Here is a 15,402-nt window from a genome sequence, read left to right as displayed (position 1 = left end):
GCGGCGATGACCGATCCCGCCTCCCTCCCCTATCGCCCGTGCGCGGGCGTCATGCTGATGAACCGCGACGGGCGCGTGTTCGTCGGGCAGCGGATCGATACCACGCTGGAGGCGTGGCAGATGCCGCAGGGCGGGATTGACCCCGGCGAGGACGCGCGCACCGCGGCGATCCGCGAGCTGGGCGAGGAAGTGGGCGTCGGGCCGGAACTGGTCACGCTGGTGGCGGAGGCGGCGGACGAGCTGTTCTACGACCTGCCGCCCGAGCTGATCGGCAAGGTGTGGAAGGGCAAGTATCGCGGGCAGCGGCAGCGCTGGTTCCTGCTGCGCTTCGACGGCGAGGACGCCGACATCCGCATCGACACCGCGCATCCGGAATTCCGCGCATGGCGCTGGGTGGAGCCGGCCGACCTGCCGCACGTGATCGTGCCGTTCAAGCGCAAGCTGTACGAGGACGTACTGGCGGCGTTCGCCGGGCATCTGTAGTCGCGTCGGGACGCGACAAGATCAGCGCGCGGTCAGCGGGGCGGGGATCGGACTGCGGCGCGCGGTCCGTCCGGACTGCCCTAGCGAGGACAGAGTTCGTAGAGGCGCCGCCGTTCCGCCCGGTTCATCTGGTCTCTCCGCTTCCACGCCGCCGCGCACTTCTTCGACAAGGCCGGCGTGGCCGCGCGACCCTCCAGGCGGGCCCGGTCGCGTTCGGCGTGACCCTCCATCGTCCCGCGGATCACCAACGCCTGGCTGACGGCCACGGGATCGGGCGCCTGCGCGACGGCCGGGGCCGGCGCGAGCGCGAGCACCGCGGCGATCGTCAACGCGGCATGCGCGGCCGGCACCATGAAGGCGCGCCTCACTCCGCCTTCCCCTTCAACGGCTGCACCGCGTCGCGGCCGAACTGCATGATGAGCTCGCCGATCTCGCGGGCCTGGTCCATGCTGCGGCGTCCCTGCTCGCGCAGATAGTCGCCCTGGATCTTCATCACCTCGGACAGGTCCTTGGCCTGCGCGGCGGCGCGCATGGCGGCGAAGGCCTCGTGCGTGTTCGTTTCCGCTTGGTCGATCATCTTCACGCCGATCGTCGACGAATTGTCGGCGATCCGCTTGCCCGATTCGCGCATCGCCTCGCCGGCGCGGCGGGCGGGTTCGACGACGTGATCCTGGAAGCCCTCGCGCGCCTTCTCCGCGCCGGCGCGCAGGCGGTCGGCGGCATCGCCCGCCGCGTTCGCGGCCTGATCGGTGGCGGTGCTGGTGGGGTCGTCGGCCATCATGCTGCTCCCGTCGCCTTGCGCGCCGCCGCCTTCTTCTTCGACGGCAGCGGCCATTCCTGATCCCGGTCAATCGTCGGCGCGGGCGTTGGTTTCACCGCCGCCGCCTTCAGCGCCTCGAATGCGGCGCGCAGCCCGGCGGCATAGGCGTCGGGATCGGGCATCATGTCGCGGTCCGCGGTGAAGGACACCGCGATCGTGTCGCCGTAGCTGTAGACCGGATTGATGAGCCCCATGCCGTCGAACACCGGCCCCGTGCCGTACATCGCGACCATGCGCGCGCCGCAGAAATAGAGCGGCACGCGGGCGCCCGGCACGTTGGTGACCACGCAATTGTAGGCGGGCGCATGGGCGTTGGCGGCGCCGACACGCGTGTAGAGCCGCGCCGCCAGGCCGGCGAGGCCCGAGGGGATCAGCTGGCTATAGTCGCTGAGCGTCTTCGCCCCGATGGCGTTGGTCATCGCCTTGCTGTTGGTCGCTTCCGCGTGGACGAAGCGGAGCCGTTCCAGCGGATCCTCGATCTGCGTGCCGAGACCGACGACCATGGCCGAGACGAGGTTGCCCATCGCCGCCTTCTCCCCCTCCCCCCGCACGGAGATGGGCGCCATGGCGGTCAGCGTGTCCCTGGGCAGCCCGTCCTTGCCCTGCAGGTAGCTGCGCAGTCCGCCGCCGACGATGGAGAGGATCACGTCGTTGACCGTGGCGCCCGGCACCGCATCCTTGATCGCGCGGACCTCTTTCAGGGGGAACGGCACCGCATCCCACACCCGGTGCGCGCCGACCTTTCCGTTGAATCGGGTGCGCGGCGCTGGCCGGGTGTTGCGGACGCTGACGTCGCCCTTGCGCACCTCGTTGGCGAGGCGCCCCACGCCGGGCAGCGAGCGGCCGATCGTCTCCAGCGCGCGCATCGGCTGAACGAGATTGTTGACGTAGCTGCGCACGAGGAGGTCGGCGACCTGGGGCATGTTGTCGGGACGCCAGGTGTCGGCGGTGTCGGGATCGGCGACGTCGGCGTCGGTGGAGTGGACCGCGGCGGACATCTCCACCCCGCTCATCCCGTCGATCGCGGCGTGGTGCACCTTGCTGACCAGCGCGAAGCAGCCCGGCGGCAGGCCCTCGATATTGTCGAGCCCCTCCACGATCGTGAATTCCCACAGCGGCTTCGTCAGGTCCATCGGGCGGGAGTGGAGCCGCGCCGCCTGGATGCACAGCTGCCGCCAGTCGCCGGGCCTGGGCAATGCGATGTGGCGGACGTGATATTCGATGTCGAACTCGGGATCCTCGACCCAGTACGGATGGTCGAGATCGAAGGGGACGCGGACCAGCCGCTGGCGGAAGCTGCGGGCGCCGGACAGGCGCGCCTGGATGAAGCGCAGGATATCCTTGAAGCGGACGAATCCGCCGGGTGCGGTCGAGGGATCGTAGATCGCGACCGAGCCGATGTGCATCGGCGTGTGCGGCGTTTCGAGATAGACGAAGGACGCGTCCATCGCGGACAATTGCTGCATCGCACCTCTCCTGCGGCGCGTTTGCCCGCGCTTTGGCGGCGATGCTGGACCGGCCCGGGCCGGAGGGCAAGCGGGGTTTTGATCCAGGTTGGGACGGGAGCGTCATGCCGGGCTCCCCCCGGCATCCAGAGCCGAGATCGATGGTCCTCGTGGCCCTGGATCCCGGGACCAGCCCGGGATGACGGAAAAGTTACACCGTGAAGCTCTCGCCGCAGCCGCACGCGCCCTTCGCGTTGGGATTGGCGAAGACGAAGCCGGCGGTGAAATCGTCCTCCACCCAGTCCATCGTCGATCCGATCAGGTACAGGATCGACGCGCCGTCGACGTAGAGCGTGCCGCCGGGAGTCTCGATCTTCTCGTCGAACGCCTTGGCCTCGGTGACGTAATCGACCGAATAGGCAAGGCCCGAGCAGCCGCGGCGCGGCGTGGACAGCTTCACGCCGATCGCGCCGGCAGGCGCGCGCGCCATCAGCGCGGCGACGCGCGCCTCTGCGGTGGTGGTGAGGTTCAGCGCGGCGGGGCGTGGGCGGGTGGTGGTGGTCATTTCAACTCCTTGCCGTTCGTGGTGAGGAGAGGCTGGGCCTGTCGAAGCCTCCTCTCGAACCACGTGGGCGATCCTTCGAGACACCGCTTCGACTTCGCTCAGCGGCCCCTCAGGACGAACGGACGGCCGCGATCACAGCATTCCCAGTTCGAGCTTGGCATCATCGGACATCTTCTGCGGATCCCATGGCGGATCCCATACCAGGTTCACGTCGGCGAAGGCGATGCCCGGCACCGCGGCGACGCGCATCTCGACCTCGCCGGGCATGGACTCGGCCACCGGGCAGTGCGGCGTCGTCAGCGTCATGGTGACGATCGCCTGGCCCTCCGCGGTCACCTCCACGCCGTAGATGAGGCCCAGGTCGTAGATGTTCACCGGGATTTCCGGATCGAAGATGTCCTTCAGCGCGTCGATCACGCCTTCGTAGATCGCGCCGCCCGGCTCGTTCGGACTGTCGCCGGCGGGCTTCTGCGCCAGGAACCCGGCGAGATAGTCGCGCTTGCGCTCGAAGCTCTGCGCGGGCGTCGCCGCATCCTCCACCCGCGCCTTGGGCGGGGGGGCGACGCTGTCCACTTCCTCGGTCTCGAAACCGCTCATCCGAAGATCTTTCCTACTCGTTCCAGTCCGGCGACCAGCGCGTCCACGTCGGCCGGCCCGTTGTAGACGCCGAAGCTGGCGCGCGCGGTCGCCTCCACGCCCAGCGCCTCCATCAGCGGCTGCGCGCAATGATGCCCGGCGCGGATCGCGACTCGGCTCTCGTCCAAGATGGTGCCGATGTCGTGCGGATGCACCCCCTCCATCACGAAGGAGACGATCCCGGCGCTGTCGTCCGGCCCGAGCAGCCGGACCGAGTTGAGCCGCGAGAGCGCCTCTCGGGTGCGCGCCACCAGCGCGGTCTCGTGCGCGTGGATGCGATCGAGGCCGATCGCGTCGACGTAATCGATCGCGGCGTGGAGCCCGAGCGCGCCGACGATGTGCGGCGTCCCCGCCTCGAACCGCGTCGGCGCGGGGGCGTAGCTGGTCTTCGCGAAGGTGACGCGGTCGATCATCGAGCCGCCGCCCTGGTAGGGCGGCATGGCGCCCAGCAGCTCGGCGCGACCGTAGAGGATCCCGATCCCGGTCGGCCCGTAGAGCTTGTGCCCGGAGAAGACGTAGAAGTCGCAGCCGATGTCGGCGACGTCGACGGGCACCCGAGGCACCGCCTGGCAGCCGTCGAGCAGGATCGTCGCGCCCACCGAGTGCGCGATCCGCGTCGCGCGCTTCGCGTCGAGGACGGAGCCGAGGACGTTGGAGACATGCGCCAGCGCGACGACCTTGTGCTCCGCACGGATCATCGCCTGCATCGCGTCGAGGTCGATGCGATGGTCATCGGTCAGCGGCACCACGTCGATCGCGGCGCCGGTGCGCTCGGCCACCATCTGCCACGGCACGATGTTGCTGTGATGCTCCAGCATCGACAGCAGGATGCGGTCGCCGGGCTTCAGCCGCGGCGCGGCGAAGGAGTGGGCAACGAGGTTGATCGCCTCGGTCGCGCCGCGGACGAACACGCATTCCCCGGCCTGCGCGCCGATGAAGGCGGCGACGCGCGCGCGCGCCGCCTCATAGGCGAGGGTCATGTCCGCCGAGCGCTGGTACACGCCGCGGTGCACGGTGGCGTAGGTGCGGTCATAGCCGCGCGCGATGGCGTCGACGACGGGCTGCGGCTTCTGCGCGGTGGCGGCGGTGTCGAGATAGGCCCAGCCGGCGGGGATGGCGGGAAAATCGGAGACGAGGTCGAGGGGCGCTGCTTTCCCTCTTCCAGCGGGAGAGGGAGGGAGCGGCGCAGCCGCGGAAGGGTGAGGGTGAAGGTCGACGTCGCTCATGCGCCCTCACCCTTCCCCCTCGGCTGCGCCGAGCGGGCCCAGTTGGGTCGGTTCTGCCCCCGGCAGAATCTCAACAGCGCGGGGCGCTGTTGACCCAACACTCCTCTCCCGCCGGGAGAGGGAGGCCTCCAGCCACGCATCGGCGTCGGCCTCGAAGGCGGCGCGCGTCGTCTCGTCGCCGATCCGTTCCAGCGCGTCGTTGACGAAGGCACGGGTCAGCAGCGCCTGCGCGCGGGCGCGGGGGATGCCGCGCGATTCCATGTAGAACAGAGCGCGCGCGTCCAGCTCGCCCACGGTCGCGCCGTGTGCACACTTCACGTCGTCCGCGAAGATCTCCAGCTCGGGCTTCAGGTTCACCGTGGCGGTGCGGTGGAGCAGCAGGCCGCGCAGCGACTGCTCGCCGTCGGTCTTCTGCGCGTGACGAGCGACCTCCACCGCGGCGGCGAGGCTCGCCTGGCTGCGGTCGGCGGCGACCGCGCGCCACAGCTGGCGCGAGCTGCCGTCGGGCTGCGCGTGGTTCACGCGGACGGCGCATTCCTGGCGTTGCTCGCCCGCCGTCAGCAGCGCGCCGCCATAGTCGCCGAACGCGCCGTCGCCGAGCGTCAGCCGCGCGTCGATGCGGCTGCCCTGCCCGCCCGCGCCGAGGAAGACGGCGACGAGGCTGGCCGCCGCGCCGACGTCCGCCTCCTCGCGCAGCGAGACGAAGCCGGCGGGCTGGAGCAGCCGCACCGATCGCATCAGCCGCGCGCCCTTGCCGAGCGTCACGGAGAGGTGGCGGTTCTGCCAGCCGGCGCCGACGAAGGTCTCCACCACCTGCGCGACGGCGTCGTCGCCGAGGTGGATATGCGCGGGCAGATGGTTCTCCCGCCCGGTGGCGACGTGGACGACCTGCACCGGATCGGCGGCGGCGCGCGCGTCGAGCGACAGGCGCCAGCCCTTGCCGGCGGCGCGGCGGCCGAGGGCGTGATCCGACGTGGGAAGATCGGTGAGCTCGACGCGGTGAAGCTGCGATCGCGCCTCGTCCAGCACGCCGTCGACGAACAGCAGCCGCGCGCCGGGAAGGTCGAGGAACTCGTGCGCCGGCGCGGCGACCGGGGCGAGCGCCGCGGCGGCGGACAGCGCGCCGAGATCGGCCCAGCGCCACGCCTCCTCGCGGGTGGAGGGAAGATCGAGGACGGCGGTCATGCGGCGGCGCTCTGAGACGAAGAAATGTGTTCGCGCGGAGGCGCGGAGACGCGACGAGGCGGCGCGCGGAACGTCTTCGCGTCTTCGCGGCTTCGCGTGAAATCTATCGTGCCTGCGGCGCCAGCATGATCCGCGCCTCCGCGCCTCCGCGTGAGCATCTTCATGCGACGACCTCTGCGTAGCCTTCGCGCTCCAGCTGGTGAGCGAGTTCTGCGCCCCCGGAGCGGGTGATGCGACCGTCCGCCAGCACATGGACGCGGTCCGGCTTCACGTAATCGAGCAGGCGCTGATAGTGGGTGATGAGCAGCACCGCTTTGTCAGGCCGGCGCATGATGCGGTTGATGCCGTCGCCGACGATGCGCAGCGCGTCGATGTCGAGGCCGCTGTCGGTCTCGTCCAGGATTGCGAAGGCGGGGTCGATGATGCCCATCTGCACCATCTCGTTGCGCTTCTTCTCGCCGCCGGAGAAGCCGACGTTGACCGGGCGCTTCAGCATGTCCTGCGCGAGGCCGAGCGCATCCGCCTGCGCGCGGGCGAGCTTCAGGAACTCGGCGCCGGAGAGCGGCTTCTCGTCGCGCCCCGCACGCTGGGCGTTGAGCGACTCGCGCAGGAACTGGACGTTCGACACGCCGGGGATCTCGACCGGATATTGGAAGCCGAGGAACAGCCCCGCCGCGGCGCGCTCGTGCGGCTCCTTCTCCAGCAGGTCGCAAGGTCCTTCTGGGCCGTTGAAGGTCACGCTGCCCGCCGTCACCTCGTAACCGGGGCGGCCACCAAGGACATAGCCGAGCGTCGACTTGCCCGCGCCGTTCGGGCCCATGATCGCGTGCACCTCGCCGGCGTTCACCTCGAGCGTCAGGCCCTTCAGGATTTCCTTGCCGTCGATCTCGGCGTGGAGGTTCTCGATTCTGAGCATCGTCTTCTTTATCCGTTGTATTCTGGCAGCCGGGGACGAACGGGCGGAAGGATCAACCCACGCTTCCCTCCAGGCTGATCCCGAGCAGCTTCTGCGCCTCGACCGCGAACTCCATCGGCAGCTGCTGCAGCACCTCGCGCGCGAAGCCGTTGACGATCAGCGCCACCGCCGCTTCCTGATCGAGCCCGCGGGACATGGCGTAGAACAGCTGGTCCTCGCTGATCTTCGACGTGGTCGCCTCGTGCTCGATCTGCGCGCTGGGGTTCTTCACCTCGATATAAGGCACCGTATGCGCGCCGCACTGGTCGCCCAGCAGCAGCGAGTCGCACTGGGTGAAGTTGCGCACCCCCTCCGCCGTCGGCGCGACGCGGACGAGACCGCGGTAGGTGTTGTCGCTGCGCCCCGCGCTGATTCCCTTCGACACGATGGTCGAGCGCGATCCCTTGCCGAGGTGGATCATCTTCGTGCCGGTGTCGGCCTGCTGGCGGTTGTTCGTGACGGCGACCGAGTAGAACTCGCCGACGCTGTTCTCGCCGGCCAGGACGCAGGACGGGTATTTCCACGTCACCGCGCTGCCGGTCTCGACCTGGGTCCAGCTGACCTTGCTGTTCCTGCCCTGGCAGAGCGCGCGCTTGGTGACGAAATTGTAGATGCCGCCGACGCCGTTCTCGTCGCCGGGATACCAGTTCTGCACCGTCGAATATTTGATCTCCGCATCGTCCAGCGCGACCAGTTCCACCACCGCGGCGTGCAGCTGGTTCTCGTCGCGCATCGGCGCGGTGCAGCCTTCGAGATAGGAGACGTACGCCCCCTCGTCCGCGACGATCAGCGTGCGCTCGAACTGGCCGGTGTTCTCGGCGTTGATGCGGAAGTAGGTCGACAGCTCCATCGGGCAGCGCACGCCCTTGGGCACGTAGACGAAAGTGCCGTCGGAGAAGACCGCGCTGTTCAGCGTCGCGAAGTAATTGTCGTGCTGCGGCACCACCTTGCCCAGCCACTTGCGGACGAGGTCGGGATATTCCCGGATCGCCTCGCTGATCGACAGGAAGATGACGCCCGCCGCCTTCAGCTCGGCGCGGAAGGTGGTCGCCACGCTGACGCTGTCGAACACCGCATCGACCGCCACCTTGCGCGCGCCCTCGACGCCGGCGAGCACTTCCTGCTCGGCGATCGGAATGCCCAGCTTCTCGTAGGTGCGCCGGATCTCCGGATCGAGCTCGTCCAGCGAGGCGATCGTCTTCTTCTGCCTCGGCTCGGCGTAGTAATACGCGTCCTGATAGTCGATCGGCGGGATCGACAGCTTCGCCCAGTCGGGCGAGTCCATCGTCAGCCAGCGGCGATACGCCTTCAGCCGCCACTCGAGCATCCACTCGGGCTCGCCCTTCTTCGCGCTGATGTAGCGGACGGTGTCCTCGCTCAGCCCCTTGGGCGCGAAGTCCTGTTCGATGTCGGTGGCGAAGCCCCACTCGTACTTCTTGGATACGGCCTCGTAGGCTTCGGCGTTCTTCGTTGCCATGTTACAGCGAAACCTCGGAAAGGAGTGGGTCCATTCGCGCCGAGCCGGTCGAAGCGCGAACGGAAGGAAAATCGGGCCGCCCGGCAAGTTGCGCGAGCGACACACCCGCCAGCGCCCCCCGGACCGCGGCGTTGACGACGGGCCAGTGCGGCTTGACCGAGCATTGGTGATCCAGCCCGCAATCCTGGGCGCCGTGCTCGACGCACGCCGTCATCGCGATCGGCCCCTCCACCGCCTCGACGATGTCGGCCAGCGTGATGGTGGCAGGCGGCCGCGACAGGCGGATGCCGCCCCCGGTGCCGCGCGTGCTGTCGATCAGCCCCGCGGCGGCGAGGCGGCTGACCAGCTTCTGCGCGGTGGGCAGCGGCACGCCCGTTTCTTCCGCCAGCGTGGTCGCGCTCATGCGTCCCGTACCGCCGCAATGGCGCGCGGCGGCGGTCAGCAGGACCACGGCATAGTCCGCGAGGGAGGAAAGGCGCATGTTGCGAGCGGTTCTCAAATCGGAGCAAATCGTTCCGATTGGGCAGATGGTCGCTGCGTCGCGGAAAATCAACCGCCGGGATGCGCTCAGGTGTCGGAAATGATGGGATGCACCCTGCCTTCCAGCGCGCGGCGCTGCGCGATGGTCAGCTGCGCCAGCAGGCCGGGCGCGGCGCGCATCTGGTGCGGGGTGAGCCCCGCGAACTGCTTGATCTCGCGGTTGAGATGCGACTGGTCGTAGAAGCCGCCGGCGACCAGCGCCTCGCCGATCGCGCTGCCCGAGGCCAGCGTGACCGCGGCACGCAGCGCGCGATACTTGCGCGCCAGCGTCTTGGGCGGGACGCCGTAGAGCGCCTTTGTCCGGCGCTCCACCTGACGGCGCGACAGACCGCTGGCCGCCACCAGATCGTCGACGGCGGCGGAGGCGCTGCCGGCCAGCCAGCCGTCGATCGCGCGCGCGAAGTCCAGCGCGACGATGTCATGCCGGTCCAGCATCGCGCGGATGATCGCGATCGCCTCCGCCACCTTGGCATCGGTGCCGTCCGCCGCGCGCAGCCGCGCGAACGAGGACGCGCACCATGGCTCGCCGAACAGCTGCGCCGCGTCGAACACGCGGTCCAGCATGACGGAGGCGTCCACGCGCAGCAGCGCGGCCCAGCCCGCGGGCTGCAACCCCATGCCGATCAGCTCGATCGGCCCTGCCGCGCGCACGCGGATCGCCCCGCCGGTGGGGCCGATGACGTGGCACGGCCCGACGCTCTGGTCCGCGTCGCCGCCGACGCGATAGACCGCGTCGCCGCCGTCCAGCCGGAAGCGGAGCTGGGCGTGGTCGGCGCGCTCGATCTCGTCCAGCGCCGGCACGTCGGCGTGGAAATGGTAGAACAAGGTGACGTACGGCCGAAGATCCTCCGGCGGCACGCGATATTCGAGCGATATCGGCGACATCGGCCCCCCTGCGCGCTGGTGAGCAAATCTAGCCGAAGACGGGTGCAAACAAAAGACCCGATGCCGAGGCACCGGGTCTGAAAGGAAAGGGCGTTCTTGCGAATGCCCCTCGGGTCGCGTTCTCGTTATAAGTCGAAACCGGCGGGCAAGTCTTGGATGGATTCGACCACACGACCTTCCTTTTTTTACAACCCGCGCCCCTTGATCGAGCCGGCCGGCCGCGCGATGGCTCCGGCCATGGCCCTCCATCCGCACCGCGCGCTCTTCGCCCTCGATCCCGAACGCGCCCATGGCACGGCGCTGGCCGCGCTGGCGCGGTGGGATGCGCTGGGCGCGCCGCTGGCGGGAGCGATGCCGCGGCTGGAGACGCGGGTGGCGGGGCTGCGCTTTCCCAACCCGGTGGGGCTCGCCGCCGGGCTGGACAAGGATGCGCGCGCCGCCGGCGGGCTCTTCGCCCTCGGCTTCGGCGCGGTGGAAGTGGGCACGCTGACCCCCCTGCCCCAGGCAGGCAACCCGCGCCCCCGGCTGTTCCGGCTGGTGGAGGATCGCGCGATCGTCAACCGCATGGGCTTCAACAACGGCGGGCTGCGCGCCGGCGTGGCGCGCGCGGCGGCGGCGCGGCGACGCGGCGGGATGCTGGGCATCAACGTCGGCGCGAACAAGGACGCGGCGGATCGCGTCGCCGACTATGTCGCCGGGGTCGCCGCCGCGGCGCCGGTGGCCGATTACGTGACGATCAACGTCTCCTCGCCCAACACGCCGGGGCTGCGCGACCTGCAGGAAGGGCCGGCGCTGGCCGACCTGCTCGCCCGCTGCGCCGCGGCGCGGGGGGCGACGCCGCTGTTCCTGAAGGTGGCGCCGGACCTGACCCCCGCGCAGGTTGACGGCATCGCCCGCGCTGTCATCGAAGCGCGGACCGACGCACTGATCGTCGGCAACACCACCGTGTCGCGCCCGCCGCTGCGCGCGCGCGACGCGGGCGAGGCGGGCGGACTGTCGGGCGCCCCCCTGCGCACGCTGGCGAGCGAGCGGCTGCGCGACTTTCGCGTGGCGACGGGTGGCGCGCTGCCGCTGGTGGCGGTGGGCGGGATCGACGGCGGCGCCGAAGCGTATGCGCGGATCCGCGCGGGCGCCTCGCTGGTACAGATCTATTCCGCCCTGATCTACGAGGGTCCCGGCCTCGCGCGGCGCACCGTCGCACAGCTCGCCGCGCTGCTGGCGCGGGACGGCTTCGCCGACGTCGCGGCGGCGGTCGGGACGCAGCGATAGCGCGCGGCTATCGTCCTCCCGCTTCCATGCATCACTTTGCCCGCTTGCCCCTACGGCGCGCCGCGATAGGGTCGCGCACGATGAAAGCCCCGTTCGCGCTCGCGCTGCTCGCCGCCACTCCGCTCTTCGCCCCGTCACCCGCCACCGCGCAGGGGGTGGTCTCCGCCGCCGATCCGCGCGCGGCGGAAGCGGGGCAGGAGATGCTGCGCGCCGGGGGCACCGCCACCGACGCGGCGATCGCGATGGTGTTGGCGCTGAACGTCGTCGAGCCGCAGTCGAGCGGGATCGGCGGGGGCGGCTTCATCGTCCACCACGGCGGAAAGACCGGGCTGCTGGAGACGATCGACGGGCGCGAGACCGCGCCCGCCGCCGCCCGGCCCGACCGCTTCCTCGGCGCCGACGGAAAGCCGCTGCCGTTCCTTCAGGCGTGGCCGGGCGGCTTCTCCGTCGGCGTGCCGGGGACGTTGCGCCTCGCCGAGGCGGCGCATCGCCAGTGGGGCCGGCTCCCCTGGGCGCGGCTGTTCGAACCGGCGGTGCGGCTGGCCGACAAGGGCTTCGTCGTGAACGCGCGGCTGGCCGGGGCGGCGGCGCGCAACGCGCCCTTGTGGAAGGACTTTCCGGCGATCCGCGCGCTCTACGCGAAGGGCGGCACGCCGGTGGCGGAGGGAGAGACGTTCCGCAACCCGGCCATGGCCGCCACGCTGCGCCGCATCGCCGCGGAAGGGCCCGAGGCCTTCTACGCCGGCGACAATGCCAGGAAGCTGTCCGAGGCGGTGACCGCGGCGCCGAAGAACCCGGTACCGCTGACCGAGGCGGACCTCGCCGGCTATCGCGCCAAGCCGCGCAACGCCGTGTGCGGACCGTACCGGCAGTGGACGGTGTGCGGCATGGGGCCGCCCTCCTCCGGCGCGCTGACGGTGTTGCAGGTGCTGGGCATGGTGGAGCGCTTCCCGCTGGCGCGCTGGGGCAAGGACGATCCGCGATCCTGGAACGTCATCGGCGAGGCGATGCGGCTCGCCTATGCCGATCGCGACTTCTTCCAGGCCGATCCCGATTTCGTCCAGGTGCCGGTGCAGGGGCTGATCGATCCCGGCTACGTCCGCGCGCGCTCGCGGCTGATCGCGCCCGACAAGGCGCGAGGGACATATGAGCACGGCACCCCGCCGGGCGCCCAGCCGCGCAGCCCCGCGCCCTCGCGCGAGGTCGCGGGGACGACGCACTTCGTCGCGGTGGACGATGCGGGCGACGTCGTCAGCTGGACCAACACGGTGGAGAGCGCGTTCGGCAGCCAGCTGGCGGTGAACGGCTACGTCCTCAACAACGAGCTGACCGACTTCAGCCTGGCGCCCGAGCAGGACGGCGCGCCCGTCGCCAACCGCGTGGAAGCGGGCAAGCGGCCGCTGTCGTCGATGGCGCCGACGATCGTCTACGACGCTGCGGGCAAGCCCGTGTTCGCCGTGGGCGCGGCGGGCGGGCGGACCATCATCATGCAGGTCGCCAAGGCGCTGATCGCGCATTTCGACTGGAAGCTGTCCGCGCAGGAAGCGATCGCGCTGGGGCAGATCTTCTTCGACCGGCAGGGCCTGGTGCTGGAGGACGGGACCGCCACCGCACGCTTCGCCGCCCCGCTGAAGGCGATGGGGCAGCACGTCACCGTCACCACGCTGGGGCTGAAGGCGAATGCGGCGGAGCGGCTGGCGGACGGCCGCTGGGTCGGCGCCGCGGACCCGCGCAGCCCGGGCACGTCGTTGCAGCAATAGGCGCCGGCGCACCGGCGCGGGAGAGGATATGCGCACGCTCGAACATTTCCCCAATCTGGTCGCGATGTTCTTCGCGCGCGCGCGGGAGAAGGGCGACGCGCCGTTCCTGTGGCGCAAGCAGGACGGCGCGTGGACCGCGACGTCGTGGCGCGAGGCGGCGGAGACGGTGGCGCGGCTGGCCACCGCCTTGACGGCGATCGGCCTATCGCGCGGCGACCGGGTGATGCTGGTGAGCGAGAACCGGCCGGAATGGTGCCTGTCCGACCTCGCCATCATGGCCGCGGGCTGCGTGACGGTGCCCACCTACACGACGAACACCGCGCGCGACCACGCGCACATCATCGAGAATTCGGGCGCGAAGGCGGTCATCGTCTCCACGGACAAGCTGGCCAGGGCGCTGATGCCCGCCATCCTGCGCTCGATCCAGCCGCAGATCCTGATCGGCATCGATCCCGTGCGGCTGGGCCAGGTGCCGTTCGACGTCTACGACTGGAAAACGCTGGCAACCGCGCACCCGGCCGATCCGGACGCGGTCGCCGTCGCGGCGGACTTCGCGCGCGAGGACCTGGCCTGCATCATCTACACCAGCGGCACCGGCGGCGCGCCGCGCGGCGTGATGCAGCACCACGGCGCGATCCTGCACAACGTCGACGGCTGCGCGACCGTGATCGACGAGGATTTCGGCTGGGGCGAGGAGGTGTTCCTCTCCTTCCTGCCGCTGAGCCACGCCTATGAGCATACCGGCGGGCAGCACCTGCCGATCGGGCTGGGCGGGCAGATCTACTATGCCGAGGGGCTGGACCGGCTGGCCGCCAACATTGAGGAGGTGCGCCCGACGATCATGTTCGTGGTGCCGCGGCTGTTCGAGGTGCTGCGCACGCGCATCTCGAAGACGATCGAGAAGCAGGGCGGGTTGTCGCAGAAGCTGCTGGCCGCGGCGGTGGACGTGGGCACGAAGCGCGACGCGGGTCGCCTGCGCCTCGCCGACCGGCCCAAGGCACTGCTGGTCGACGCCCTGTTCAAGCCGCGCATCACGAAGAAGTTCGGCGGGCGGATGAAGGCGATGATCTCCGGCGGCGCGCCACTGACGCCCGAGGTCGGCGTGTTCTTCCAGTCGCTCGGCGTCACCTTCCTGCAAGGCTACGGACAGACCGAGGCCGCGCCCGTCATCTCGTGCAACCGCCCCAGCGCGGGGGTGACGATGGACAGCGTCGGCCCGCCGCTGAAGAACACCGAGGTGCGCATCGCCGGGGACGGCGAGATCCTGATCCGCGGCGAACTGGTGATGCACGGCTACTGGCGCAACGAGGCGGAGACCGCGCGCGTCCTGAAGGACGGCTGGCTGCACACCGGCGACATCGGCGAGATCGACGCGGGCGGCCGGATCCGCATCACCGACCGCAAGAAGGACCTCATCATCAACGACAAGGGCGACAATGTCGCGCCGCAGAAGGTGGAGGGGATGCTGACGCTCCAGCCCGAGATCGTGCAGGCGATGATCGCGGGCGACCGCAAGCCGCACATGGTGGCGGTGCTGGTGCCCGATCCGGAATGGCGCGCCGACTGGGCGAAGGCGCAGGGCGTCGCCGACGACGCGGCGCTGGCGGAGAACCCGGCCTATCGCGCGGCGTTGCAGGCGGCGGTGGAGCGGACGAACCGCGACCTGTCGGTGATCGAGCGGGTGCGCCGCTTCATCCTGGCGGACGAGCCGTTCACGATCGAGAACGAACAGCTGACGCCGAGCCTGAAGATCCGGCGGCACGTGCTGAAGGGCGTCTACGGCGAGCGGCTGGACGCGCTGTATCGCTGAGCGGGGCGTGGCCTGGGTCTATATCATGACCAACGGACCCAGCGGGACGCTCTACATCGGCGTGACGGCGCACCTTGCCGCTCGCGTGCAGCAGCATCGCGAGGGGTGAGGCTCGGACTTCTGCCGCGAGCACGGGCTGACGCGACTGGTCCACGTCGAGCAGCACGACCGGATCGTCGACGCCATCGCGCGTGAGAAGGCGCTGAAGAAGTGGAAGCGCGGCTGGAAGCTCAACCTGATCGGCCGGATGAGTCCCGGGTGGGACGACCTGTTCGAACGCATCAACATGTGAACCGTCGCCCCTGCGCGGATGGCCTTGGTTTCCTTCGATAGAGCCATGGACCCC

15 protein-coding genes and 1 pseudogene are annotated in these 15,402 nt (G+C 70.2%); 5 read left to right on the top strand and 11 right to left on the bottom strand.

What is annotated here, in order from left to right; translation table 11 throughout:
* Positions 1 to 6: 6 nt before the first annotated feature.
* Positions 7 to 483 carry an RNA pyrophosphohydrolase gene (locus HBH26_RS10200; RefSeq protein ID WP_168134488.1) on the top strand — a complete coding sequence of 159 codons (477 nt, stop codon included), beginning with the start codon at positions 7 to 9 and terminating at the stop codon, positions 481 to 483.
* Between the two features lie 80 nt (positions 484 to 563).
* Here HBH26_RS10200 and HBH26_RS10195 read toward each other — a convergent pair whose 3' ends face one another.
* From HBH26_RS10195 to HBH26_RS10145, 11 genes are all read right to left on the bottom strand, one after another.
* Complete coding sequence (locus HBH26_RS10195) at positions 564 to 851, bottom strand: hypothetical protein (protein ID WP_168134487.1); 288 nt, start codon at positions 849 to 851, stop codon at positions 564 to 566.
* Positions 848 to 1,264, bottom strand: a complete 417-nt coding sequence (locus HBH26_RS10190; RefSeq protein ID WP_168134486.1) for a phasin family protein — start codon at positions 1,262 to 1,264, stop codon at positions 848 to 850. The genes HBH26_RS10195 and HBH26_RS10190 overlap by 4 nt, the downstream gene beginning before the upstream one ends.
* The gene (locus tag HBH26_RS10185) at positions 1,261 to 2,769 is read right to left on the bottom strand and encodes a WS/DGAT/MGAT family O-acyltransferase (RefSeq protein WP_168134485.1); all 1,509 of its coding nucleotides are present in this window, start codon (positions 2,767 to 2,769) and stop codon (positions 1,261 to 1,263) included. Before HBH26_RS10185 ends, HBH26_RS10190 begins: the two co-directional genes overlap by 4 nt.
* 190 nt (positions 2,770 to 2,959) lie before the next feature.
* Positions 2,960 to 3,313 (bottom strand): HesB/IscA family protein, encoded by a 354-nt coding sequence (locus HBH26_RS10180; RefSeq protein ID WP_168134484.1) that lies wholly within the window; start codon positions 3,311 to 3,313, stop codon positions 2,960 to 2,962.
* A gap of 132 nt (positions 3,314 to 3,445) precedes the next feature.
* The gene (locus HBH26_RS10175; protein ID WP_168134483.1) at positions 3,446 to 3,910 is read right to left on the bottom strand and encodes an SUF system Fe-S cluster assembly protein; all 465 of its coding nucleotides are present in this window, start codon (positions 3,908 to 3,910) and stop codon (positions 3,446 to 3,448) included.
* Positions 3,907 to 5,175 (bottom strand): cysteine desulfurase, encoded by a 1,269-nt coding sequence (locus tag HBH26_RS10170; RefSeq protein ID WP_168134482.1) that lies wholly within the window; start codon positions 5,173 to 5,175, stop codon positions 3,907 to 3,909. The genes HBH26_RS10175 and HBH26_RS10170 overlap by 4 nt, the downstream gene beginning before the upstream one ends.
* 6 nt (positions 5,176 to 5,181) lie before the next feature.
* Positions 5,182 to 6,360 (bottom strand): SufD family Fe-S cluster assembly protein, encoded by a 1,179-nt coding sequence (locus tag HBH26_RS10165; RefSeq protein WP_168134481.1) that lies wholly within the window; start codon positions 6,358 to 6,360, stop codon positions 5,182 to 5,184.
* Between the two features lie 160 nt (positions 6,361 to 6,520).
* Entirely contained in the window at positions 6,521 to 7,276 is a 756-nt protein-coding gene (sufC, locus tag HBH26_RS10160; RefSeq protein ID WP_168134480.1) for a Fe-S cluster assembly ATPase SufC, read from the bottom strand.
* Between the two features lie 52 nt (positions 7,277 to 7,328).
* The gene (gene sufB, locus HBH26_RS10155) at positions 7,329 to 8,792 is read right to left on the bottom strand and encodes a Fe-S cluster assembly protein SufB (protein WP_168134479.1); all 1,464 of its coding nucleotides are present in this window, start codon (positions 8,790 to 8,792) and stop codon (positions 7,329 to 7,331) included.
* Between the two features lies 1 nt (position 8,793).
* Complete coding sequence (locus HBH26_RS10150) at positions 8,794 to 9,273, bottom strand: SUF system Fe-S cluster assembly regulator (RefSeq protein ID WP_168134478.1); 480 nt, start codon at positions 9,271 to 9,273, stop codon at positions 8,794 to 8,796.
* 86 nt (positions 9,274 to 9,359) lie between these two features.
* On the bottom strand, positions 9,360 to 10,217 hold the full coding sequence (locus HBH26_RS10145) for a helix-turn-helix domain-containing protein (RefSeq protein WP_168134477.1): 858 nt from the start codon (positions 10,215 to 10,217) through the stop codon (positions 9,360 to 9,362).
* Positions 10,218 to 10,454: 237 nt separating this feature from the next.
* Between HBH26_RS10145 and HBH26_RS10140 the strand changes: the two genes are divergently transcribed.
* The 4 genes and pseudogenes from HBH26_RS10140 (at position 10,455) to HBH26_RS10125 (ending at position 15,348) form a co-directional block, all read left to right on the top strand.
* Positions 10,455 to 11,486, top strand: a complete 1,032-nt coding sequence (locus tag HBH26_RS10140) for a quinone-dependent dihydroorotate dehydrogenase (RefSeq protein WP_168134476.1) — start codon at positions 10,455 to 10,457, stop codon at positions 11,484 to 11,486.
* An 80-nt stretch (positions 11,487 to 11,566) separates the two neighbouring features.
* Positions 11,567 to 13,246, top strand: coding sequence for a gamma-glutamyltransferase (ggt, locus tag HBH26_RS10135; protein ID WP_168134475.1), 1,680 nt, complete (start codon positions 11,567 to 11,569; stop codon positions 13,244 to 13,246).
* Positions 13,247 to 13,274: 28 nt separating this feature from the next.
* Entirely contained in the window at positions 13,275 to 15,056 is a 1,782-nt protein-coding gene (locus tag HBH26_RS10130) for an AMP-dependent synthetase/ligase (RefSeq protein ID WP_168134474.1), read from the top strand.
* Positions 15,049 to 15,348 (top strand): annotated as a pseudogene (locus tag HBH26_RS10125) (GIY-YIG nuclease family protein). The gene HBH26_RS10130 and the pseudogene HBH26_RS10125 overlap by 8 nt, the downstream one beginning before the upstream one ends.
* Positions 15,349 to 15,402: the final 54 nt, after the last annotated feature.

Origin of the sequence: Sphingomonas corticis (genome assembly GCF_012035195.1) — a bacterium.
GTDB classification, from domain to species: domain Bacteria; phylum Pseudomonadota; class Alphaproteobacteria; order Sphingomonadales; family Sphingomonadaceae; genus Sphingomonas; species Sphingomonas corticis.
The sequence above is the reverse complement of the archived record's forward strand: the minus strand, read 5'-3'. Positions and strand labels throughout refer to the sequence as shown.